This window comes from Limnochorda sp. L945t (assembly GCF_035593305.1).
Lineage (GTDB): Bacteria > Bacillota > Limnochordia > Limnochordales > Geochordaceae > Carboxydichorda > Carboxydichorda subterranea.
Window position 1 is genome coordinate 3,029,739 of sequence record NZ_CP141615.1, and the last position, 21,246, is coordinate 3,050,984.

17 protein-coding genes are annotated in these 21,246 nt (G+C 69.4%); 14 read left to right on the forward strand and 3 right to left on the reverse strand.

Annotated features, from left to right (window positions below; all coding sequences use genetic code 11):
- Positions 1–11: 11 nt before the first annotated feature.
- Positions 12–1,001, forward strand: coding sequence for a substrate-binding domain-containing protein (locus U7230_RS14050; RefSeq protein WP_324716458.1), 990 nt, complete (start codon positions 12–14; stop codon positions 999–1,001).
- Between the two features lie 45 nt (positions 1,002–1,046).
- On the opposite strand, the gene U7230_RS14055 is transcribed toward U7230_RS14050, so the two are convergent.
- The gene (locus U7230_RS14055; protein WP_324716459.1) at positions 1,047–2,495 is read right to left on the reverse strand and encodes a CCA tRNA nucleotidyltransferase; all 1,449 of its coding nucleotides are present in this window, start codon (positions 2,493–2,495) and stop codon (positions 1,047–1,049) included.
- A 186-nt stretch (positions 2,496–2,681) separates the two neighbouring features.
- On the opposite strand from U7230_RS14055, the gene U7230_RS14060 reads away from it, so the two are divergent.
- The 8 genes from U7230_RS14060 to U7230_RS14095 all read left to right on the forward strand — a co-directional run bounded on the left by U7230_RS14060 (position 2,682) and on the right by U7230_RS14095 (position 12,771).
- Positions 2,682–3,536, forward strand: coding sequence for a DNA adenine methylase (locus tag U7230_RS14060; RefSeq protein ID WP_404980690.1), 855 nt, complete (start codon positions 2,682–2,684; stop codon positions 3,534–3,536).
- A 16-nt stretch (positions 3,537–3,552) separates the two neighbouring features.
- Complete coding sequence (locus U7230_RS14065; RefSeq protein ID WP_324716461.1) at positions 3,553–4,755, forward strand: M20 family metallopeptidase; 1,203 nt, start codon at positions 3,553–3,555, stop codon at positions 4,753–4,755.
- Between the two features lie 51 nt (positions 4,756–4,806).
- Complete coding sequence (locus tag U7230_RS14070) at positions 4,807–6,447, forward strand: ABC transporter substrate-binding protein (protein WP_324716462.1); 1,641 nt, start codon at positions 4,807–4,809, stop codon at positions 6,445–6,447.
- Between the two features lie 19 nt (positions 6,448–6,466).
- Complete coding sequence (locus U7230_RS14075; RefSeq protein ID WP_324716463.1) at positions 6,467–7,411, forward strand: ABC transporter permease; 945 nt, start codon at positions 6,467–6,469, stop codon at positions 7,409–7,411.
- A gap of 85 nt (positions 7,412–7,496) precedes the next feature.
- Positions 7,497–8,303, forward strand: a complete 807-nt coding sequence (locus tag U7230_RS14080; RefSeq protein WP_404980691.1) for an ABC transporter permease — start codon at positions 7,497–7,499, stop codon at positions 8,301–8,303.
- Positions 8,304–8,405: 102 nt separating this feature from the next.
- Complete coding sequence (locus U7230_RS14085; protein ID WP_324716465.1) at positions 8,406–10,001, forward strand: long-chain-fatty-acid--CoA ligase; 1,596 nt, start codon at positions 8,406–8,408, stop codon at positions 9,999–10,001.
- A gap of 191 nt (positions 10,002–10,192) precedes the next feature.
- Positions 10,193–11,647 (forward strand): anion permease, encoded by a 1,455-nt coding sequence (locus U7230_RS14090; protein WP_324716466.1) that lies wholly within the window; start codon positions 10,193–10,195, stop codon positions 11,645–11,647.
- 23 nt (positions 11,648–11,670) lie between these two features.
- Positions 11,671–12,771 (forward strand): tartrate dehydrogenase, encoded by a 1,101-nt coding sequence (locus tag U7230_RS14095; RefSeq protein WP_404980692.1) that lies wholly within the window; start codon positions 11,671–11,673, stop codon positions 12,769–12,771.
- 60 nt (positions 12,772–12,831) lie between these two features.
- Here U7230_RS14095 and U7230_RS14100 read toward each other — a convergent pair whose 3' ends face one another.
- Positions 12,832–13,623, reverse strand: coding sequence for an SDR family NAD(P)-dependent oxidoreductase (locus U7230_RS14100; RefSeq protein ID WP_324716468.1), 792 nt, complete (start codon positions 13,621–13,623; stop codon positions 12,832–12,834).
- Between the two features lie 354 nt (positions 13,624–13,977).
- Here U7230_RS14100 and nagZ point away from each other — a divergent pair, with 354 nt between their 5' ends.
- The gene (nagZ, locus tag U7230_RS14105) at positions 13,978–15,681 is read left to right on the forward strand and encodes a beta-N-acetylhexosaminidase (RefSeq protein ID WP_324716469.1); all 1,704 of its coding nucleotides are present in this window, start codon (positions 13,978–13,980) and stop codon (positions 15,679–15,681) included.
- Positions 15,682–15,705: 24 nt separating this feature from the next.
- Here the strand turns inward: nagZ and U7230_RS14110 are convergent, their stop codons facing one another.
- Entirely contained in the window at positions 15,706–16,749 is a 1,044-nt protein-coding gene (locus U7230_RS14110; RefSeq protein ID WP_324716470.1) for a peptidoglycan-binding protein, read from the reverse strand.
- 238 nt (positions 16,750–16,987) lie between these two features.
- Here U7230_RS14110 and U7230_RS14115 point away from each other — a divergent pair, with 238 nt between their 5' ends.
- The 4 genes from U7230_RS14115 to U7230_RS14130 all read left to right on the forward strand — a co-directional run bounded on the left by U7230_RS14115 (position 16,988) and on the right by U7230_RS14130 (position 21,237).
- Positions 16,988–17,590 carry a peroxiredoxin gene (locus U7230_RS14115; protein ID WP_324716471.1) on the forward strand — a complete coding sequence of 201 codons (603 nt, stop codon included), beginning with the start codon at positions 16,988–16,990 and terminating at the stop codon, positions 17,588–17,590.
- A 147-nt stretch (positions 17,591–17,737) separates the two neighbouring features.
- Positions 17,738–19,345, forward strand: coding sequence for an ABC transporter substrate-binding protein (locus tag U7230_RS14120; RefSeq protein WP_324716472.1), 1,608 nt, complete (start codon positions 17,738–17,740; stop codon positions 19,343–19,345).
- An 11-nt stretch (positions 19,346–19,356) separates the two neighbouring features.
- Positions 19,357–20,304 carry an ABC transporter permease gene (locus U7230_RS14125; protein WP_324716473.1) on the forward strand — a complete coding sequence of 316 codons (948 nt, stop codon included), beginning with the start codon at positions 19,357–19,359 and terminating at the stop codon, positions 20,302–20,304.
- Positions 20,305–20,319: 15 nt separating this feature from the next.
- Positions 20,320–21,237, forward strand: a complete 918-nt coding sequence (locus tag U7230_RS14130) for an ABC transporter permease (protein ID WP_324716474.1) — start codon at positions 20,320–20,322, stop codon at positions 21,235–21,237.
- Positions 21,238–21,246 lie beyond the last annotated feature (9 nt).

Below are 21,246 nucleotides of genomic sequence, written 5' to 3' on the forward strand. Positions count from 1 at the left end.
AGGTTGCTGGAGTGCATCGGCGGAGTCTGGCCCTTCTCACGGTGGCCGTCGCCGTGGCAGCGGCGGCGTTGGGCCCGCAGCCGGACGTCTGGGGCGGCATCGCAGGTAGCCTCGGGCCCGGCATCGGCCCGGCCACGGCCGCGGCGGCGTCCCCTACCCGGCAGATCGCCGTGGTGACGCCATACATGGCCAACGCCACCACGCGGGACGTCATCCGCCTCTTCGAGCGCTACGCGGCGGAGAAGGGCTGGAAGGTGTCCACCACGGACACGGCCGGCGACTTCAACCGGCTCGTCGGCGCCATCGAGAACGCCGTGGCGCTCAAGGTGGACGCCATCGTGCTCGGCATGGGCGACCCTGCGCAGATGAGCAAGGGCCTCAAGGAGGCACAGGCCGCAGGCATTCCCGTCTTCGGCATCGATGCCGGGCTGGGCCCGGGGGTGCTGGCCAACGTCACCTCGGACAACGCCGCGCTGGGCCGGATGAGCGCCCGCGACCTCATCCAGCGCATCGGCGAGAAGGGCAACGTGGTGATGTTCACGCACGATCCGCACCCGGGAGTCAACGCCCGGGCCCGTGCGGCGGAAGCGGAGTTTGCCAGGTATCCCGGCATCAAGGTGGTCGCCAAGCGTCACATCAACGTGCCCGGCCCGGTGGACAACGCCCGCAAGGTGATGCAGGATCTGCTCGCCGCCTATCCGCAGCCGGGCTCCATCGCCGGCGTCTGGGCCGCGTGGGACGAGCCGGCCATCGGCGCCGTGCAGGCGCTCAACGCGGCGGGCCGGCGTGAGGTCGCCGTCGTGGGCGTGGACGGGACGGACTTCGCCGTTGCCGAGATCAAGAAGGGCGGGCCGTTCAAGTCGTCGGTGGCCCAGGACTGGGACGCCATCGCCCGCAGGACCGTGGAGCTCGTCCAGGCGTACTTCGACGGCCAGAGGTGGGCCCCGCAGGTGTACACGCTGCCGGGCCGGCTCATCACGCAGGAGACGCTGGCGCGCTGACCTCCTCCGGGCTACCTCCGGGCCACGGGAGGCGCTCGACAGCCGCTAAGGCACCCGGCGGCCGGGCCTGCCAGGGGAGCTCCCTCGCTCCCTGATGACCGCTTCGAGCCGCTTGCGGAGCTGCTCCGGCGTGTTGCGGCCCGCCGGGTCCTCCAGGGCCCACTCCAAGAGCGCCTCTTTGAGGCGGCCGACTTCGGGCCCTGGCCCGATGCCGGCTGCCTGCATGATGGCGTGGCCGTCGAGGGCCAGGGTGAAGTGTCCCTCGGGCTCCTCCAGCACCTCCCGGAGCCCGGGGATGACGGCGAGCATGCGCTCGGCGCCCTCGGGGATGGGTGGCTCGGGTGGGGCCCGGTGTGCCAGCACGTCGCACGCCCGCAGCAGCATCAACCTCACGAACCGTTCCCGGCTGCCCGCCTTCGCCCGCAGGCGGCGCAGCCCCCTGGGGCCGATATGCGGGTCGAGCATGTGGTGGGCGACGAGCCACGCCACCTCGTCGACGACGCTCGTGGGGAACGTGAGCGTGCGCAGGTCCTGCCGGGCCAGCTGTGCAGAGAGGTGCTCGTGCCCGAAGAAGTGGATGACGCCTCCCGCCTCGGAAAACGTGGCCGGCTTGCCCACGTCGTGATAGAGCACGGCCAGCTGCCCTGGCGTCCCCAGCCGCCCCGCCACCTCGCCGCTCCACTGCACGGCCAGCATCGTGTGGTCGAATACGTCCCTGGCGTGGTACCGGGAGTCCTGGGCCTGCCCCTTCGTGGCCGCCACCGCAGGGAAAACCTGCGACAACAGCCCGAGCGCGTCCATCTGGCGCAAAATGCCGTACAGGGCCCGCCCGGGAAGGATGCGCTCCAGCTCCTGGCGGATCCGTTCCCGGGGAACGTAGCCGAGGAGCGGTGCCGCGGCGCGGATCGCCCGGGCAGTGGCCGGCTCGACGGTGAACGCGAGCTGGGCGGCCAGGCGCAGCGCCCGCAGCATCCTCAAGGGATCCTCGTAGAACCGGGCCGGTGGGTGCCCCACCGCCCGGATCACGCGGGCGGCGAGGTCTGCCCGCCCGCCGAAGGGGTCGATGAGCTGCGAGCTTACCGCCGGGTCTTCGGGGAACGGGAGCGCCATGGCGTTGATGGTGAAGTCGCGCCGGCCCAGGTCTTCCTCGATGGATCCGGCCAACGTCACCTCATCGGGGTGTCGGAAGTCGGAGTACGGGCCCTCGCCTCGCAGCGTGGTAATCTCGGCGGTGACGGCACCCTGCGTGGCGGTGACGGTGCCGAACCGTGCCCCGGTGGGCCGGGAGCCGGGCAGCAGGCGCAGGACCTCCTGGGGCACGGCCTCCGTGGCCAGGTCCCAGTCGACGGGGGACTCGCCCCGGAGCAGGTCGCGCAGCGACCCGCCCACGAGCCAGACCCGATATCCGGCGCTCGTCAGGCGCCGGGCGATGGCCCTCAGGTCCTCCGGCACGCCCTGCCAGGTGAGGCCCGGGCCAGGACGATGGAGAAGCATCCTGTGCAGTCACCCATCCGGGCTGCCGTCACACCGGGCCGGCGCATTCCCGGCCCGATGCCGCCCGTATGCCCGGCCCCACCATACCATTGCCCGCTCCGGGAGCACAACGATGCGCTCCAGGTATAATGGGGCCGGTGAAGCCGGATGGCGCAGCGGACGTAGGGAGGCAGGCTCTTGGCGAGACTGTTCGACCGGTCGAGCAGCGCTCACCCTGAGACCGCGGACGAAGTCGTCAAACCCAGGCCGCCGGTGAAATGGGCGGGCGGCAAAGCCGGCCTGATTCAACAGTTCGAGCCGTTGTTCCCCAGGGTTGACTGGAGCCTTTACGTGGAACCCTTCGTGGGCGGCGGGGCGGTGTTGTTCCACCTCTTGCCCCGGCGTGCGGTGCTCATCGACAACAACGAGGAACTCATCAATTTCTACCAGGTCGTCCGGGATCACCTCGAAGCGCTGCTCGTGGACCTTCGCAGACACGAGAACACCGCGGAGTATTACTATCGCATCCGTGCCCTGGACCCCGGGCAGCTGACGCCCGTGGAGCGGGCGTCCCGTTTCCTGTATCTCAACAAAACGGGCTACAATGGGCTCTGGCGTGTCAACGGCAAGGGACGGCACAACGTTCCGTTCGGTCGATACAAGCACGCCAACATCGTGGACGAGCCCAACCTGCGCCTGGTGAGCAGGGCCATCGCCCGTGCCGAGATCGTTGTCGGAGATTTCAGCCTCGCTCTCCACTACGCGGAGCCCGGTACCTTCGTCTACATGGACCCGCCCTATCACCCTCTCTCGGAGACGGCCCGATTCACCGGTTACACGAGGGCCGGTTTCGGCGAAGAGGACCAAAGACGCTTGGCGGACGTCTTCCGGCAGCTCGACCGGCGAGGGTGCCTCGTGATGCTGAGCAATTCCGACACCCCCTTCATCCGGGGGCTCTACGCCGGTTATGACATCCGGGTGGTCTACGCAAGGCGCGCCATCAACTGCCGTGGCGACAGGCGAGGCCCCATTGCCGAGCTCGTCATCCGCAATTTCTCGTGAAGGGCGGGACGCTGCGTTGGAACGCCCCCGGTACCGGCAAGACGTGCTGGACTCCGTCGGCCGCCGCGCGGCCACGCTGGTGGCCCTCAGCCGGTGGCTGCACGAGCATCCCGAGCTCGGCAACGAGGAGCACCGGGCAGCTGCGCGCCTCACGGAGCTCCTGGAGCGGGAGGGTTTCACCGTGGAGCGGGGGGTGGCCGGCCTGGCCACCGCCTTCCGGGCCGCTTTCCGGGGAGGGGCAGGGCCCACCGTCGCCTTCCTCGCCGAATACGATGCGCTGCCCGAGCTCGGTCACGCCTGCGGGCACAACCTCATCGCCGCCTCGTGTGTGGGAGCAGCTCTCGTGCTGCGAGACCTGGGCCCGGCCCTCCCCGGGACGGTCGTGGTCATGGGCTGCCCTGCCGAGGAAACCTCGGGAGGGAAGATCCCGCTGCTCGAGGCCGGTGCGTTCGCCGGAGTGGACGTGGCCATGAGCGTCCACCCGGGCGGGCGCAACAGCATAGGGGGTTCGTCCCTGGCCTCCCACCCGGTCGAGCTCGAGTTCTTCGGCAAGGCCAGCCACGCGGCGGCCGCCCCCGACCAGGGGATCAACGCGCTCCAGGCCCTGGTCCTCGCCCTCCAGGCGATCTGGGCGCTGCGCTCCCAGCTGCGCGATGACGTCCGGCTGCCCGGCATCATCCTGGACGGGGGCAAGGCACCCAACGTCGTGCCCGACTACGCGAGGGCCAGGCTCAGCGTGCGGGCGGCGGACGCTGCCTACCTGGAGCAGGTGGTGGTGCCCCGGATCCGGGCCGCGGCCGAGGGGGCTGCGCTCGCTACCGGCGCCTCGGTCAGGGTACGTCACTACGAGCCTCTTTACGAAGAGCTGTGGCAAAATGACGCCTTGAGCCAGGTCTTCCGGCGCCACCTGGAGTCCCTGGGCCGCTCCGTCCAGCAACTGGCACCCTGGGAGCGCGCCGGGAGCACCGACGTGGGCAACGTCAGCCACGCCATCCCCACCATCCACCCCACGATCGCGGTCGCTTCGCCCGGCGTGCCGGCCCATACCCGGGAGTTTGCCGAAGCTTGTGGGACCGAGGCCGGGGAGCAGGGCATGCTGGACGCCGCGAGGGCCATGGCCCTGACCGCCCTGGAGTGGATGCACGATGCGGAGCTCCGGGACCAGGTGAGGCTAGAGCACGAGCGGCGGCGGCAAAGTTCGGGAGGAACCCCGCGCTAGCCGCCGAACGATTGCGGCCAAGCAACCCAGGGGGGCGAGGTGGCCGCAGCGATGACGCTTCGTGACGCTTTGCGAAGGCTTTCACCGGCTCTTGTTCGCGCAGGGCTCCTCGTGACGGTCGTCTGTGCGGGTGCCTGGGGCGGCGTCGGGACGCTCCGAGGGGCGGCAGGAGCGGCAGCGGGGGCTCCCCGGTACGGCGGCACCTTCACCAAGTCGCTCAACTACGGGGATCCGGGAAGCCTCGACCCCATCGCCAAGCCCGAGGTGGCGGCCATGATGGTGACCATGAACCTCTTCGACCGGCTCGTGGCCGTCGACCCCGTGGCAAAGAAGGTCGTGCCGTCCCTGGCCGAACGGTGGGAGATCCGGGACGGCGGGCTCACGTACGTCTTCCACTTGCGCAAGAACGCCCGGTTTCACAACGGTCGGGAGATCACCGCCCGGGACGTCAAGTACTCCCTCGAGCGCCTGAGCGACCCGAAAAACGCCTCCCCCAGCGCCAATCTGCTCGTAGGGGTGGAGGGCCTGGAGGCGTTCCAGGAGGGGAAGGCGCCCGAGATTGCGGGCGTGCAGGCGCCGGATCCGTATACGCTGGTCGTCCGCCTGGAAAGACCCAAACCCACGTTGCTCATGGACCTGTCGGCTCCGGCCGCCGGCGTGGTGCCGCGGGAGGAGGTGGAGCGCCTGGGGCTCGACTTCGGCCAGCGCCCCGTGGGCAGCGGTCCCTTCCGGCTGGCGAGCTGGCGCAAGGATGACGAGATCGTGCTGGAGGCAGTGCGCGACTACTGGGCGGGACGGCCGTACGTGGACCGGGTCGTTTTCCGCATCATGCGGGAGGAGGCGACCCGGGACGCGGAGTTCCAGGCCGGCAACCTGGATGCCATGACGCTCGGCGAGGCCCAGTATCGCCGATATTCCAACGACCCCGCCTGGAAGCCCTACCTCGTGGAGGTGCCGGAGCTCTTCACGCGAGCCATCTTCTTCAACCTGCGCCGGCCGCCCCTGGACCAGGTGAAGGTGCGCCAGGCGCTCAACTACGCCGTGGACAAGCGGGCCGTCGTCGAGAAGGTGCTCAGCAACAAAGCGTATCCGGCCCTCGGCCCCTTGCCGTCGTCGAGCTCCGCCTTCGATCCGAACCTGGAGGCCTACCCCTACGACCCCGAAAAGGCCCGGCAGCTGCTGCGGGAGGCGGGGTTCCCCCAGGGGTTCGAGCTCGAGGTGCTGGCTACGGCGGCCGGGGCCCGGACGGTCGAAGCCGTGGCGGGCTTTCTGGCCGACGCCGGGGTGCGGGTGCGGATCGTGCGGCTGGAGAGCACGACCCTCTTCGAGCGGGTGCGCTCGGGCGACTTCCAGGCGGCCTTTTACTCCACGGGAGGGGAGTTCGATCCCGTCACGTTCTTGTACGCCCGTTTGCATACCGCCAACTTCGGCCGGGCCGGCAACGTCACGTACTACGACAACCCGGAGGTCGACCGGCTGCTTGCCGAGGGCATGAGCGTGACCGACGAGGCCCGGCGGATCGCCATCGCCCGCCAGGTGGAGGGCATCGTGACCCGGGAGGCGCCGTGGCTGTTCCTCAACTACAACAAGGCGGTGGTGCTCCATCAGCCGTGGGTGCACGGGCTGCAGCCGGTACCGACCGACATCGACTTCCAGGATCTCACGAAGGTATGGGTGGAGCCCCGGCGGTAGTGCCGGGTGCTGACAGGCGATGGGTGGGCTCGGCCGGTACCTCGCACGGCGGCTCTTGCTCCTGGTGCCCGTGATCCTGGGTATCACGCTGGTCGTCTTCGTCCTGATGAACGTCGTACCGGGCGACCCGCTCTACTCCCTCATCGACGAACGTTCGGCCGGGCTCGATCCGGCGGTGGCGGAGGCGATCCGCCGCCAGTGGGGGCTCGACCGGCCGCTGTACGTGCAGTATGTGCGGTTCCTGGCCAACGCCATCCAGGGCGATCTGGGCCGATCCTTCGTGAGCCGCCAGCGGGTCACCGAGGCGGTGGTGGAGCGGCTCGGGGCCACGTTGCGGTTGGGGCTCGCGGCGCTGGTGGTCGCCGTCGGCGTGGGGCTGCCCGCCGGGATCGTGGCGGCCACCCGGAGGGGCTCGGCCGTCGACGCGGCGAGCATGGTAGCGGCCATGGCCGGCGTCTCCATGCCGGTGTTCTGGCTCGGGCTCCTGCTCATGTACCTGCTGGCGGTCTCCCACCGGTGGTTGCCGCCGTCGGGGTACGGCGGCGGAGCGCTGCGCTACCTGGTGCTGCCGGCCCTTACCCTGGGCCTGCCCGTGGCGGCGGTGGTGGCCCGCATCGCCCGATCCGCCATGCTCGAGGTGCTGCGCCGCGAGTACGTGGTCACGGCCAGGGCCAAGGGGTTGCCCGAGGGGGCGGTGCTGGTGCGCCACGGGCTCCGCAACGCCCTCATCCCCATCGTGACCATCGTAGGAGTCCAGGCCGGGGGGTTGCTCTCGGGCGCGGTGGTGACCGAGACGATCTTCAACTGGCCCGGCGTGGGAAGGCTCCTCATCGACGCGATCGGCAGACGGGACATGCCCGTCGTCCAGGGGGCGGTGATCTTCATCGCGGTCCTTTTCGCGCTGGTCAACCTGATCGTGGACGTCACCTATGCGTTCATCGATCCCAGGGTCCGCTACGAGTAGCGGGGCAAGGCGGCGGGGCGTCCGTTCGCCCGCCGCCCGTGCTCCCGGCAGCCCTGACCGGCCCTCTGCGGCCTTCACAGGGGTTCTGCGCCAGCCGGGGCCGCTCTTGGGCGCGCTCGTGCTGGCGGCCGTAGCCGGCATGGCCGTACTGGCGCCGGTCCTGACCCCTTACTCCCCCACCCGCAACGACCTGGTGCACTCTCTGGAGCCCCCGTCCGGCGCCCACCCGATGGGCACGGATCTCCTGGGGCGGGATGTGCTCACCCGCATCCTGTACGGGGCGCGCCTGTCCATCTCGCTCGGCCTCACGGTCCAGGCGGTGTCGGTGGCCTTGGGGACGGCCTTGGGGCTGCTGGCCGGCTACTACGGGCGATGGGTCGACGACGTGGTGACGGCAGTGACGACCGTCGTGCAGGCCTTTCCGGGGCTGCTCTTCGCCATTGCCGTCATGGCGGTGCTCGGCCCCAGCGTCACCAACGTCCTCGTGGCCCTCGCCCTGGTCGGCTGGCCGACCGTCAGCCGCCTGGTGCGCGGCGAGACCCTGGCGATCAAGGAGCAGCTCTACGTGGAGGGAGCCCGGGCCGCAGGCGCTCCCGACGTCCACATCTTGCTGCGCCACGTGCTGCCCAACTGCGCCGGGCCCATCATCGTCGTCGCCACCCTGGGGCTCGGCGGCACCATCCTGGCCGAGGCGACCCTCAGCTTCCTGGGGTTGGGGGTCCAGCCGCCTGCCCCGAGCTGGGGCTCCATGCTGGCGGATGCCCGGGACCGGATCTGGGACGCCCCGTGGCTCATGCTCTACCCCGGCCTCGCCATCTTCGTCACCATTCTGGCCCTCAACCTGTTGGGAGACGGCTTGCGTGACGTGCTCGACCCGCGGTTGCGGGAGTAGGCCGCAGGCAGGGCGGATGGTGTCCGTAAAGGGATCGAGTACCACCTGTCGAACCCCGGTGCCAACCTGCCACCGCCGGCAGGTACACGGGGGGTGGGTCTCATGAAGCTGCCGCAAACGCCTCTGCGCTTCCTGGAGCGCACCGCTCGCCTGTACCGGGACAAGGTCGGCATCGTCTGCCGGGATCACCGGGAGACCTACGGAGCGTATCAGGGGAGGGTCTACCAGTTTGCCCGGGCGATGATGGAGCTCGGGGTCCGCAAAGGCGACCGGGTCGCCTACCTGGGGATGAACTGCCACCGGCTCCTCGAGGCTTACTACGGCGTGCTCCCCATCGGGGCCATCCTGCTGCCCCTCAACATTCGCCTCAGCCCTTCTGAAATCGCGTTCATACTCAACGACGCGGCGCCGAAGGTGCTCGTCGTCGGTAAGGAACTGGTTGCCGTGGCGGAGGCCGTCCGTCACCAGGTGCCGGTCTCGTCGTACGTACTGGCCGACGAGGATGCACCGCTTCCGCCCGGGTGGCAGCGTTTCGACCCACTCCTGGCGCGCCAGTCTGCCGACCCGATCGAGGCGTGGGACGTCGACGAGGACGACGTGGCGGAGATCTTCTACACGTCCGGCACGACGGGCCGCCCCAAAGGGGCCATGCTCACGCACAGGGCCCTCTACACCCACGCGCTCCAGGCCCTCGTCACGCTGCAGCTGACCGATGCCGACGTGCAGATCGTGGGGACGGTGCCTCTCTTCCACGTCAACGCGTGGGGTTCGCCGCACTTCCTGGTGGCCGTGGGGGCCACCCAGGTGGTGGTGCCGCGGTTCGACCCGGAGATCTTTGCCCGGGCCGTGCAAGAGCACCGGGCCACGGTGGCGCTGATGGTGCCCACCATGCTCAACGCACTGCTCAACTGGCCGGGCCGCAAGGCCTACGACCTGTCGAGCCTGCGCACCCTGGTGCTGGGCGGGGCGCCGGCCCCTTATGCGCTCGTGGAGGCAGCGCGGCGTGAAATCGGTTGTAAGACCATGGTGGGCTACGGCCTCACCGAGACCACGCCGGTGCTGACCGTCGCCGTGTTGAAGGGCACTCTGGCCGACCGCCCGCAGGAGGAGAAGGACCGGCGGATGGCGATGACCGGGCTGCCCACCGTCGGCGTCGAGCTTCGCGTGGTGCGTGAGGACGGCACCGAAGTGCGCTCGGACGGGCAGGAGGTGGGGGAGATCGTGGTCCGGGGCGACAGCGTCATGAAAGGGTACTGGAACCGCCCCGAGGAGACGGAGGAGGCGTTCCGCGGGGGGTGGTTCCACACCGGGGACATGGCGGTGGTGGACGCGGAAGGGTACGTCCAGATCGTCGACCGCAAGAAAGACATCATCATCTCCGGCGGGGAAAACATCAGCAGCGTCGAGGTGGAAAACTGCATCTACAGCCACCCGGCGGTGCTCGAGTGCGCGGTCATCGCGGCCACCGACCCGCACTGGGGCGAGGTCCCCAAGGCGCTGGTCGTACCCAAGCCGGGGCAGACCGTCACGCCGGAGGAGCTCAGCGCCTACTGCCGCGACCGGATCGCCCACTTCAAGGTGCCCCGCCACTGGGTCATCCTCGACCGGGAACTCCCCAAGACCGGCACCGGCAAGGTCATGAAGGCAGAGCTGCGTAAGCTGTACGGCGGCGGCCAGGCCGCGGCCACGCCTGCTTGACCGTTCGCAGGGAGCCGCGGCGAGGCACAGGGGCATCTGTCTCTGTCGGCGGTGGCCATGGGGTGGCCCCGAAATGGACTTTCGTCCCCGCCGTTCGTGAAGGAGCGCACAATCGCGACTTCGAATCCATCGCGACGTCGGGACACTGGATCCAGCTCGTACGCGAGCGGTGGAGGGAGAGGGGACGTCATATGGCGCTGTCCGGGGCCAAGACGGTCAAAGCTGTGGGATCGAGCCCTGGCCCGTCCGTGGCGGTGAGGGCGGCCATCCCGATAGCGGTCGCGGTCATCGTCTGGCTGCTTCCTCCCATCTGGGGGCTCCAGGCTGGGGCCATGCACATGATCGGCCTGTTCCTCGGCACGATCCTCGGCCTCATCCTCCAACCCCTGCCGCAGGGAGCCGTGGTGATCCTCGGCGTGGCCCTCACGGCGATCACCGGCACCCTTTCGATCGGGGACTCGCTCAGCGGTTTTGCCAACACGACGGTATGGCTCATCGTCTCGGCGTTCTTGTTCGCTCGCGGCTTCATCAAGACCGGCCTGGGCCGGCGCATCTCCTACATCATGATCCGGGCCTTCGGCAAGAGCACGCTCGGGCTCGCTTACGCGATCGCCGCCAGCGACCTGGTGATCGCTCCTGCCACTCCTTCCAACACGGCCCGGGCGGGCGGCATCCTCTTCCCCATCGTCCGCAGCCTGGCGGCGAGCTTCGGGTCCGAGCCGGGGCCGACCGCCCGGAAGGCGGGCGCCTTCTTGATGTTGACCGAGTACCAGGTCAACCTGGTCACGTCGGCCATGTTCCTGACGTCGGTGGCGCCGGCGCCGCTGGTGGCGGAGCTCGCCCGCAAGAACTTCGATGTCAACGTCACGTGGATCGGGTGGGCGGCTGCCGCCGTCGTGCCGGGCCTCGTGGCCCTGGCGCTGATCCCGTACCTGCTCTACCGGCTCTACCCGCCCGAGGTCAGCACGTCGCCCGATGCGCCCCGCATGGCGGCCCGGGAGCTCGAGTCGATGGGCCCGATGAGCCGGGGCGAGAAAGCCATGCTCGGCGTCTTTCTCCTGACCCTGGTGCTGTGGGCCACCGGCCAGTGGAACCACCTGCACGAGACGGCCGTCGCGCTGGCCGGTGTCGCGTTGCTCATCGTTCTCGGGGTGGTCAACTGGAAAGACGTCCTCGGCGAGTCGGGCGGATGGGATGCCCTGATCTGGTTCGGCGGTCTGGTGGCCATGGCCAACGGGCTCAGCAAGTGGGGTGTCATCGGGGCGCTCGCCGACAACGTGAAACTGGCCCTGGGCGACGCCGGGAGCTGGATGCTGGTCCTCTTCCTCGTGGTGCTCCTCTACGTCTACCTGCACTACTTCATCGCCAGCATGACGGCTCACGTCACTGCCTTCTTCGTCCCTCTGGCCGCCGTGGCCATCGCGCTGGGCGCACCGGCGTACCTGGTCACCATCGCTCTCGGCGTCTTTTCGAGCCTCAACGCGTCCCTCACCCACTACGGCACCGGCCCGGCGCCCATCTACTTCGGGGCGGGCTACGTCGATCAGACCACCTGGTGGAAGTTCGGCTTCCTGCTCTCGGTGGTCAACCTCATCGTGTGGGTGGGGCTCGGCGGGCTGTGGTGGAAAGTGCTGGGGCTCTGGTGATTCCCGAAGGGAGCGAAGGAGCGGTGGCGTCGAGCCGCGGGCAGCAAGCACAGGTGCATCGCATCGCGGTGATCCCGGGGGACGGCATCGGGCTCGAGGTGGTGCCGGCGGGCATGGAGGTGCTCGACGCGGCGGCGTCCGTGGACGGTACGTTTCAAATGCGCTACGAGACGTTCCCGTGGAGCTGCCGGTACTATCACGAGACGGGCCGCATGGCGCCTCCGGACTTCCTCGAACAGCTGCGCGGCTACGACGCCATCTTCCTGGGAGCCGTGGGCGACCCGTCCGTGCCCGACCACGTCTCCCTGTGGGGGTTGCTGCTCCCGATACGGCGTACGTTCCGGCAGTACGTCAACCTGCGCCCTGCCCGGCTCCTTCGTGGAGTGCCCACGCCGCTGGCGGGGCGCGGGCCTGCCGACATCGACTTCTGGGTGGTGCGCGAAAACAACGAGGGCGAGTACTCCAATATGGGGGGACGTCTGTACCCGGGCACTCCCGATGAAATCGTCATTCAAAACTCGGTCTTCACCCGCCGCGGCGTCGAACGGGTCATGCGCTACGCCTTCGAGCTGGCTCGCCGCCACCCCAAGCGGAGGCTCACGTCGGCCACCAAGTCCAACGGGATCAACCACACCATGCCGTTTTGGGACGAGGTCTTCCGGGCACTGTCGAGCGAGTATCCCGACGTCGCGACCGACCAGTACCACATCGACGCCCTGGCAGCTCGCTTCGTGACCCACCCCCAGCGCTTCGGCGTGGTGGTGGCCTCCAACCTGTTCGGCGACATCCTCACGGACCTGGGGGCGGCCATCGCGGGGAGCATCGGGATCGCACCATCGGCCAACCTCAATCCCGAGCGTGTTTACCCGTCGATGTTCGAGCCCATTCACGGCTCCGCTCCCGACATTGCCGGACAGGGCATCGCCAACCCCATCGGCCAGATCTGGTCAGGGGCGATGATGCTGGAGCACCTCGGCCACCCCGGAGCGGCCCGGAGGATCATGGCCGCGGTCGAGCACACGCTGGGCGACCGCGGGGTCAAGACCCCAGACCTGGGCGGCAAGGCCACCACCCGGCAGGTGACGCAAACCATCATCGACGCGCTCCTCGAGGGCGAGCATTGAAGAAGGCGGGGCCGGGGGCCTCTCGAGGGGCGCACGTGCGTCCACCTCGGAGGCTTTCGCTCACCAGGCAGTGGAACCACCCTCGACGGGAAGCACGACGCCGGTCACGAAAGAGGCATCGTCCGAGGCGAGGAACGCTGCTGCCGCTGCGATTTCCTCTGGCCTGCCGACGCGTCCCATCGGGCACGCTGCGGCGATCCGAGCCGCTTCGGCCGGCTTTGCGAGCAGATCGGCCGTCATCGGCGTCGCGATCCACCCGGGGGCGATGGCATTGACCCGAATGCCCCTGCCGGCGTAGCTGACGGCCATCGCCCGGGTCAAGGCCACCACGCCCCCTTTGCTGGCGGAGTACGCGTGGGTATCCGTCGGGGGAGGCGCTCCGACGAGAGCCTCGTCCGAGGCGATGTTGACGATGGCTCCGCCGCCGTTTCGCAGCATGAGCGGCACCAGGTACTTGCTGCACAAGAAGACGCCCGTCAGGTTGACCGCCAGCAGGCGGTCCCACGCCTCCAGGCTGCAGCGGTCCACGGGCCCGTCGCCGATGGGGCGGCCGCTGATGCCGGCGTTGTTGACCAGAACGTCGCACCGGCCAAAGGCCTGGTCCACGTGACGAGCCATCGCCTCGACCTGGGGGGCGTCGCTCACGTCGGCCTGCACGAAAAGGGCTCGGCAGCCCGTACGCCGGCCGATGTCCTCCACCATGCGTGCGGTCTGGTGCCCCTCCTCCATGCGGAGATCCACGACGACCACGACGTGGGCGCCCTCTTCGGCCAGCCGGAGGGCAATGGACCGGCCGATGCCCCGGGCGGCTCCCGTCACCACCGCGACGCGCCCGGTAAACCTCAGGGTCATGTCGGTCTCGACCTCCCGAGGCGGGGATTCGGAGGCGAAGGGTTCGCTCCTGGGTGGGGAGGGGTGTCCCGGGTGCTCCCGGCGAGGCCGGGGTCAGGGTACGAGCCTCGACGGCGGCGGAGAAACCCGGGGTGGGGGTTGGGTTCCCGCCTGCTCACGCGGTAAGGTCCCACAGACGCCGGTAGCACCCGGGCCGGGGCCGGTAGTCCGGTTGCCCCTCCACTACCCATATGCGTTCGCAGGAGACATGGTAATTTGCGACTACCCCTGGATGAGAGTGGAGTTTTACCATGGGCATGGGAGAAGGCGCTTTTTCATCGAGCGCCGAATCCACCGCCCGGAAGGGTCATGGAGGTGCCTGAGGGACCGTTTCTGGATGCCGGTGCCATGGCCGCGGCGCTGCCACTGGAGCGTCAGGTCGGGCAGCTGCTCATGGTGGGGTTCCCCGGCGTGGAGCCGCCGCCGTCCCTGCTGGAGCGGATCGAGCGGGGCGAGGTCGGCGGCGTTATCCTCTTTTCCCGCAACGTGAAGACCCCTGACCAGGTGCGGAGCCTCGTGCGGCAGCTCCAGGACGTCTCCCTTCACGCCGGGGTACCGGGAGGGCAGGCGGGCATCGGGCTGTTGATCGCGACCGACCAGGAAGGAGGCCGCGTCGTCCGGCTGAAGCCGCCCGCCACCTGGTTCCCGTCCGCCATGGCCCTCGGCGCGACGGGGGACGTCGAGCTGGTCGAGGCGCTGGCCCTGGCCATGGGCCGGCAGCTCCGGGCCGTCGGCGTCAACATGGATCTGGCTCCCGTGCTCGACGTCAACAACAACCCGGCCAATCCGGTCATCGGGCTGCGCTCCTACGGGGAGGACCCTCAGCTCGTGGCCCGCCTGGGCGCCGCCGCGGTGCGGGGGCTGCAGTCCGCGGGCGTCGCGGCCACCGGCAAGCATTTCCCCGGCCATGGCGACACGGCCCTCGACTCTCACGTGGACCTTCCGGTGGTGCCCCACGACCGGGAGAGGCTCGAGCGCGTCGAGCTCGTGCCCTTCCGGGCGGCCATAGCCGGGGGTATCAGTGCCATCATGACCTCCCACGTGGTCTTCCCCGCCATCGAGCCGGAGCCGGGGCGGCCTGCGACGCACTCCCGGGCGGTCCTGGAGGGGCTGTTGCGGGGGGAGTTGGGGTTCGGAGGGCTCATCGTCACCGACTGCCTCGAGATGCGCGCCATATCGGATCGCTTCGAGCCGGGCGAGGCCGCCGTGCGCGCCTTCGAGGCGGGGGCGGACCTCATCCTGGTGAGCCACACGGAGAGCCGCCAGCGTGAGGCGTACCGGGCGCTCGTGGATGCCGCCCGCTCCGGGCGCATTTCCCGGCAACGCCTCAGGGAGTCGGTCGAGCGGGTGCTGGCGCTCAAGCGGCGATATGGAGCCCTGGGTGCCGGCGTCGACGATCTCCTGCCCGACGTGCCCTTGAGCGACGCCGCGGACCTGCAGGCGGCCGAGCTCCTGGCTATCCGAGCGTCTACCCACGCCGTCACCGCCGTGGAGAGTGCGGATCTACCTCTGCGCAGCCTCGTCGAGCGCATTGCGCAGCCCGAGACAGGGGTGGTGGTGCTCGAGCTGGGGGAGGGGATCGCCACCATGGCAGAGGAGCGCCATGCGAGTCCCCTGCGGCTGGCCGAGGCGCTTCGCCACGAGATGGGGCAGGCCGCCACGCCGGTTCCTGTCGAGGAGATCCGGGTGGCTTCCGGCACTCCGCCCGAGCAAGACGAGCAGGCGTTGCAGCACCTGCGGGCGGCGGTCCTGCAACGACGCCGCATCCCGGTGGTCGTCACGCGCACGGCCTCTCGACACCCCGACCAGGTCGCGTGGGCCCGCCTCGCCATCGAGCTCGCGCCCCAGGCTTCCGCTCTGGTGGCGATGGGCACGCCTTACGACCTGGGGGCCCTCGGGCGCAGGCCGGCCTGGTATCTGGCAGCCTATGGCGACCAGCCGCCGCACGTGAGGGCGGTGGCCGCCGTGCTGGCCGGCAAGGCCCAGCCGTCCGGCCGGTTCCCCGTGACGGTCGCTTAGCCAGAGGGTACGGGAGCACGTCCCCTAGCTTCCGGTGCGCAGCCCGAGCGCCCGGAAGAGGTCGGGCGTGCCCGCCGGCACGGGCGGCAGCCCCAGCACCCGCTGCGCTTCAGAGATGGCCCGCATCGTCCCCGGGCCCAGCCTTGCGTCCGCCCGCCCCGGATCGAAGCCGTGGCGGCGCAACGCCCACTGCAGGAGCGGCACGTGCCAGTCCACGGTGCCGGCCGGGAGGGCGATGTTCCACTCGAGGGACGGCAGCACGCCCGTGATGGTGACGGGAGTGCCCTCCGGCACGAGGTCGTAGAGGTGCTCCACGTCGTGGTTGAACATCCGGATACACCCGGCGCTGGCGTAGGTGCCGATGGACCAGGGACGGTTGGTCCCGTGGATGCCGTAGCTGCCGAACGGTATGTCGATCCCCATCCACCGCGTCCCGAAGACGCCTTCCGCGTATCCCTTGTCTACGATTCTCCATTCCCCGACGGGCGTCATCGTCGTGAACTTGCCCACGGCGATGGGCCAGCGGCCTTGCACCTTGCCGTCCTTGTACAGCGTGAGGTTGAGGTGGGCGGTGTCGATGACGATCCAGTAGCCTCCGGGCTCGACGCCCGGGTGGGGCAAGAGGTCGTCCGGGCCGGGAGCCTCCTGCGCGGCCGCCGATTGGGCGGCCATGAGCGGCCTGGCCTCCCGCTCGAAGGCCCGGGCCAGGGCGGCCATGGTCTCCGGCCCCGCCACTCCGGTCGGCTCGATCCCTGCCTTGCGCTGGAAGGCGCGGACGGCTTCCCGGGTGTGGGGGTCGTAACGCCCGTCGATGGGGTAGTCGAACAGCGCCAGCAGGCGCAGGCCCAGCTGGAGCTCGCGCACCGCCTCGGGCGCGTCTTCGTGTCCGGGGGCGCCGATGACCTGGACTTCCCCGCACATGGGGCGGGTACTCGTCTCCCCGCCCGCCGCGAAAGCCGCGCAGGCGCCACCTCCCGCCAGGACGACGAGCAAGACACAGGCCCAGGCAGCCAGGGCGTTGGCGATGCGGCGCAGGATGCGGCGCCGGTCGATGCCGGTGATCAGCATGCTGTTGGACATCCCGCATGCTGATGTATGCGGGTTCTTCGGCGGCCATACCCGTCCAGCGCGTCCCATGCCCTGGCGTGCAAGTGGCATGGCCCGGCCACGGGTGGTACACTCTACCGGCGGGACGGCCCGGCCGGCGCCGCCAGGATGCCGGCTGCGGGCCGGTCCGCGCGGGAGCACGGAGGTTCGTAGCGGAGCCCACCGGCTTCCTCATTTTTGCCCAAGGAGGCAGAGGGCCATGGACAGCGTTCGACTCGGGGACCGGGTCCCGGACCTGCAACTCCCGGCTTACTTTCCCACCACCGGCGAGGAGGGGACCGTCCGGCTCGCCGACTACAGGGGCCGCTGGCTCGTTCTCGTCTTCTACCCGGCCGACTTCACCTTCGTGTGCCCGACCGAGCTTGCCGACTACGGCGAGCTGTACGACGAGTTCCGGCAACGCAACGCCGAGGTGGTAGGGATCAGTACCGACACGGTCTATACCCACAAGGCATGGCTCGAGGCCGAAAAGACCCTCGAGCACGTTCGCTACCCGATGGCATCCGATCGGACGGGCCACGTAGCGCGCCTGTTCGGCGTCCTGGACGAGACGAGCGGCAACGCCCGGCGAGGGACCTTCATCCTCGACCCCGAAGGGCGGGTTCGGGACGTCGAGATGACCTGGGATAACGTCGGGCGCAACGCCTCAGAGACCCTGCGCCGGCTGGATGCCCTGATCTTCGTCGACGCCCACCCGGGCATGGCGTGTCCTGCAAAGTGGACGAAGGGCGCCAGATCGCTCAGGACCGGCGTCGCGGTGGCAGGGCGGGTCTACCAGGAACTGCACGCCAACGGGCGGTGACGCTACCGCCTCCCTCCCCGAGGCCGGCAGGAGTCGCGCCCGGGGTGCCGAACCATGCGGCAATACCCGGGAGGGGCCGCAGCAGCCCCGCATCGCAGCGCCTGATCCTGTTCGCGCCATGCGTCCTACGGGATGGAGGGGGTCAGCATGTCCCTTTCTTACCGCTTGGCCCGCATCGTGGGGATGGTCTCGGCAGCGTTCCTGGCCGTGTTGCTGGCGGGAGTCGGCGCCGGTGCGCCCGCGGCGGCCGCCGCCAGCATCGTCGTGGGGCTGCAGGCGGAGCCGACGGCACTGGATCCCCACCAGATCAGCGACTACAACTCCAGCCGGGCCACCATGGGGATGTACGACAGCCTGTTGCGGTTCAAGGACGGCTCGACCGAGCTCGAGCCCGGCCTGGCCCAGTCGTGGACGGTCTCCAAGGACGGCCTCGTATACACCCTCAAGCTGCGGCGAGGGGTCCGATTCCATGACGGGACGCCGTTCGACGCGGATGCGGTCGTGTTCAACATCCAGCGCCAGATCGATCCGTCTCATCCCTACCACCAGACGGGGACGTTCCCGTACGCGGAGTTTACCTTCGGAAAGGTCAAGCGGGTGGAGAAGGTCGACGCGTACACGGTCCGGTTCGTGCTCGAGCAGCGCTACGCGCCTTTCCTCGCCAACCTGGCCATGCACGCGGCGGCCATGGTCTCGCCTGCGGCCATCCGCAAGTACGGGAAGGAGATCGCCAAACACCCGGTGGGGACAGGGCCCTTCCGGTTCGTGCGGTGGACGCCGGGCGTGGAGGTCGTCGTGGAGCGGAACCCGGACTACTGGGACAAGGCCCGGGTGCCGCGCATCCAGCAGGTCGTCTACCGTCCCGTCGTGGAGGACCAGACGCGGCTTGCCCAGCTGGAGGCCGGAGAGCTGGACTTCATTGTCAACGTGCCTCCCGACGACCTGCCGCGCTTGCGAAGCGACGCACGCTGGCAGGTGATCGAACAGCCCGGCATGCACATCTGGTACCTCGTCCTCAACAACCAGAAGCCGCCCTTCAACGACGTGCGGGTGCGGCGCGCCGTCAACTACGCGATCAACCGCCGGGCCATCGTGGAAGGCATCTTGAAGGGCACGGGAGTCCTGGCGGACAATTACATCCCGCCCGTTCTCTGGGGTTACGACGAGGAGGTCCACGCCTACCCGTACGATCCGGAGAAGGCACGCCAGCTGCTGGCCGAAGCCGGCTACCCCAAGGGCCTGTCGGTGGATTTCTGGGTGCCGCAGTCCGGGTCGGGCATGCAGCAGCCCGTGGCCATGGCGCAGGCCATTCAGAGCGACCTCGCAAAGGTGGGGATCCGGGTCAACATTCAAACGTTCGAGTGGGGGACCTACCTGGACAAGGTCTTCGCCTCCGACCCGGCGCAGGTGGCGGAGATGCACGAGATGAGCTGGGTAGGGGACAACGGCGACCCGGACAACTTCCTGTACATCCTCCTCTCGGGCCACCAGTGGCCTCCCAACGGGTTCAACGAGAGCTTCTACCGCAACCCTGAAGTCGATCGACTGCTGGTGGCGGCGCAGCAGTCGTCGGACCGGACGGAGCGAGCCGGCCTGTACAAGAGGGCGCAGGCACTCATCATGAGGGACGCGCCCTGGGTGCCCTTCGACCACGAGACGCAGATCGTGGTCGCCCGTAAGGAGATCCAGGGCTTCGTGCTCCACCCCACGGGAGTCTTCCGGTTCGAGACGGTGCGCCTGCAAGGCCAGGAGTGACAGAGGACGGGATGGGCGCATACGTTCTCAAGCGGCTCGTGGCGGTCGTACCGGTGCTGGTGGGGATCACCGTGGTGGTGTTCCTCACCATGCACCTGTCGCCCGGGGACCCGGCCCTCATCATGCTGGGCCCCCACGCCACCGAGCCGGCGCTCGCCCAGCTCCGCCACGACCTGGGGTTGGATCTACCCATCGCGGTGCAGTACGTGCGGTGGATAGGCAAGCTGGTGTCGGGGGACTGGGGACACTCCATCCAGCTCAAGCGCAGCGTGATCGAGCTCCTCGGCGCGAGGGCCGGGGGCACGGCTCTGCTGGCCGTCTCCGCTCTTGTGCTCGCGGTGGGACTCGGGTTGCCGGCCGGCGTGCTGGCAGCGGTATGGGGTCGTAGCGCGGCCGACCGGGCCCTCATGATCGCGATGCTGGCGGGTTTCTCCATGCCCGTCTTCTGGCTTGGGTTGCTGCTGCAATTGGGCTTCGGGTTGCGCCTGGGGTGGTTTCCCATCTCCGGCATGTATGCGCCCGGATCGTCGGACGCGTCCGATCTGGTCCGGCACCTGGTGCTGCCGGCCGTCGCCCTGGCCGTCGGCCCGGCGGCGACGGTGGCGCGCATGACCCGCGCCAGCATGCTGGACGTGGCCCGGCAGGAGTACATCCGGGCGGCCCGCGCCCGGGGGGTGGGCCGGTGGTCCCTGGTCTTCCGCCACGGGCTGCGTAACGCGATGATTCCGACGGTCACGGTCATCGGGATGCAGGCCGGATACCTGCTCGGCGGCGAAGTACTCGTGGAGATGCTCTTCAACTGGCCCGGCCTGGGGATGCTGATGATCAACGGCATCCTGGCCCGGGATTTCCCCGTGGTTCAAGGCGGCATCCTGGTCATATCGGCCATGTACGTCTTCACCAACCTGGCGGTCGACGTGCTGTACGCGTACCTGGATCCTCGCATCACCTACGCGTGAGAAGAGGCCTGGACGGTGGCGCAAGAACTGTCCCTGCGGGTACACCCTGAAGCACCGGCAGCTCCCAGCGGCTTGGCCAGGGCGTGGGCGCGGTTGCGTCGCGATCCCGTCATGATCGCTGCCGCCCTCGTCGTGGCGGGGCTGCTCGGAGGTGGCCTCCTGGCCCCTCTTCTCACGCCCTACAGCCCCCATGACGCGGACGTCCTGGCCAGGCTGGAGCCGCCCGGCTCATCCGGCCATCTGCTCGGCACCGACCACCTGGGCCGGGACCTCCTGGCCCGGCTGCTCTACGGCGGCCGCACGAGCTTGCTCGTGGGGTTCGCCGCCGTTTTGCTGGCCATGGCCATCGGGGTGCCCGTGGGCTTGATCTCGGGGTTTTACGGGGGCCGGGTGGACGCGGTGCTCATGCGGCTGGTCGACGTCTTGATGGCCTTTCCCTCCGTGCTCCTGGCCATCGCCATCATCGCCGCCCTGGGTCCCGGGCTGATGAAGACGATGGTGGCCGTGGCCATCGTGGGCGTACCCTATTACGCCCGGATCGTGCGAGGGCTCGCGCTGTCGCTCAAGGAAAAGGAGTTCGTCGAGGCGGCCCGGGGGATCGGGGCGCCGGCGTGGTGGATCATGGTGCGTCATATCCTCCCCCACAGCTCGGGCCCTTTGCTGGTGGCGGCCACGCTCGACGTGGGTTGGATGATCACCGCGGCGGCGGGCATGAGCTTCCTCGGGCTCGGAGCGCAGCCCCCGACGGCCGAGTGGGGCATCATGCTGAGCGAGGGGCGCCAGTACATCCGGGTAGCGCCCCACGTGTCGGTGCTGCCCGGGATGGCCATCTTCCTCGTGGTTCTCTCCCTCAACTTGCTCGGCGACGGCCTGCGGGATCTGTGGGACCCCCACCAGAGGGGCAGCGGCGAGAGCGCCGGGTACTGGTCCTGACCGGGCCGC

Bases quoted from the DNA above. Each gene is read 5' to 3' on its own strand.
- U7230_RS14085 (WP_324716465.1), top strand. From the start codon at position 8,406: ATGAAGCTGCCGCAAACGCCTCTGCGCTTCCTGGAGCGCACCGCTCGC.
- U7230_RS14125 (WP_324716473.1), top strand. From the start codon at position 19,357: ATGGGCGCATACGTTCTCAAGCGGCTCGTGGCGGTCGTACCGGTGCTG.
- U7230_RS14070 (WP_324716462.1), top strand. From the start codon at position 4,807: ATGACGCTTCGTGACGCTTTGCGAAGGCTTTCACCGGCTCTTGTTCGC.
- U7230_RS14055 (WP_324716459.1), bottom strand. From the start codon at position 2,495: ATGCTTCTCCATCGTCCTGGCCCGGGCCTCACCTGGCAGGGCGTGCCG.
- U7230_RS14120 (WP_324716472.1), top strand. From the start codon at position 17,738: ATGTCCCTTTCTTACCGCTTGGCCCGCATCGTGGGGATGGTCTCGGCA.
- U7230_RS14090 (WP_324716466.1), top strand. From the start codon at position 10,193: ATGGCGCTGTCCGGGGCCAAGACGGTCAAAGCTGTGGGATCGAGCCCT.
- U7230_RS14100 (WP_324716468.1), bottom strand. From the start codon at position 13,623: ATGACCCTGAGGTTTACCGGGCGCGTCGCGGTGGTGACGGGAGCCGCC.
- U7230_RS14075 (WP_324716463.1), top strand. From the start codon at position 6,467: ATGGGTGGGCTCGGCCGGTACCTCGCACGGCGGCTCTTGCTCCTGGTG.
- U7230_RS14110 (WP_324716470.1), bottom strand. From the start codon at position 16,749: ATGCTGATCACCGGCATCGACCGGCGCCGCATCCTGCGCCGCATCGCC.
- U7230_RS14115 (WP_324716471.1), top strand. From the start codon at position 16,988: ATGGACAGCGTTCGACTCGGGGACCGGGTCCCGGACCTGCAACTCCCG.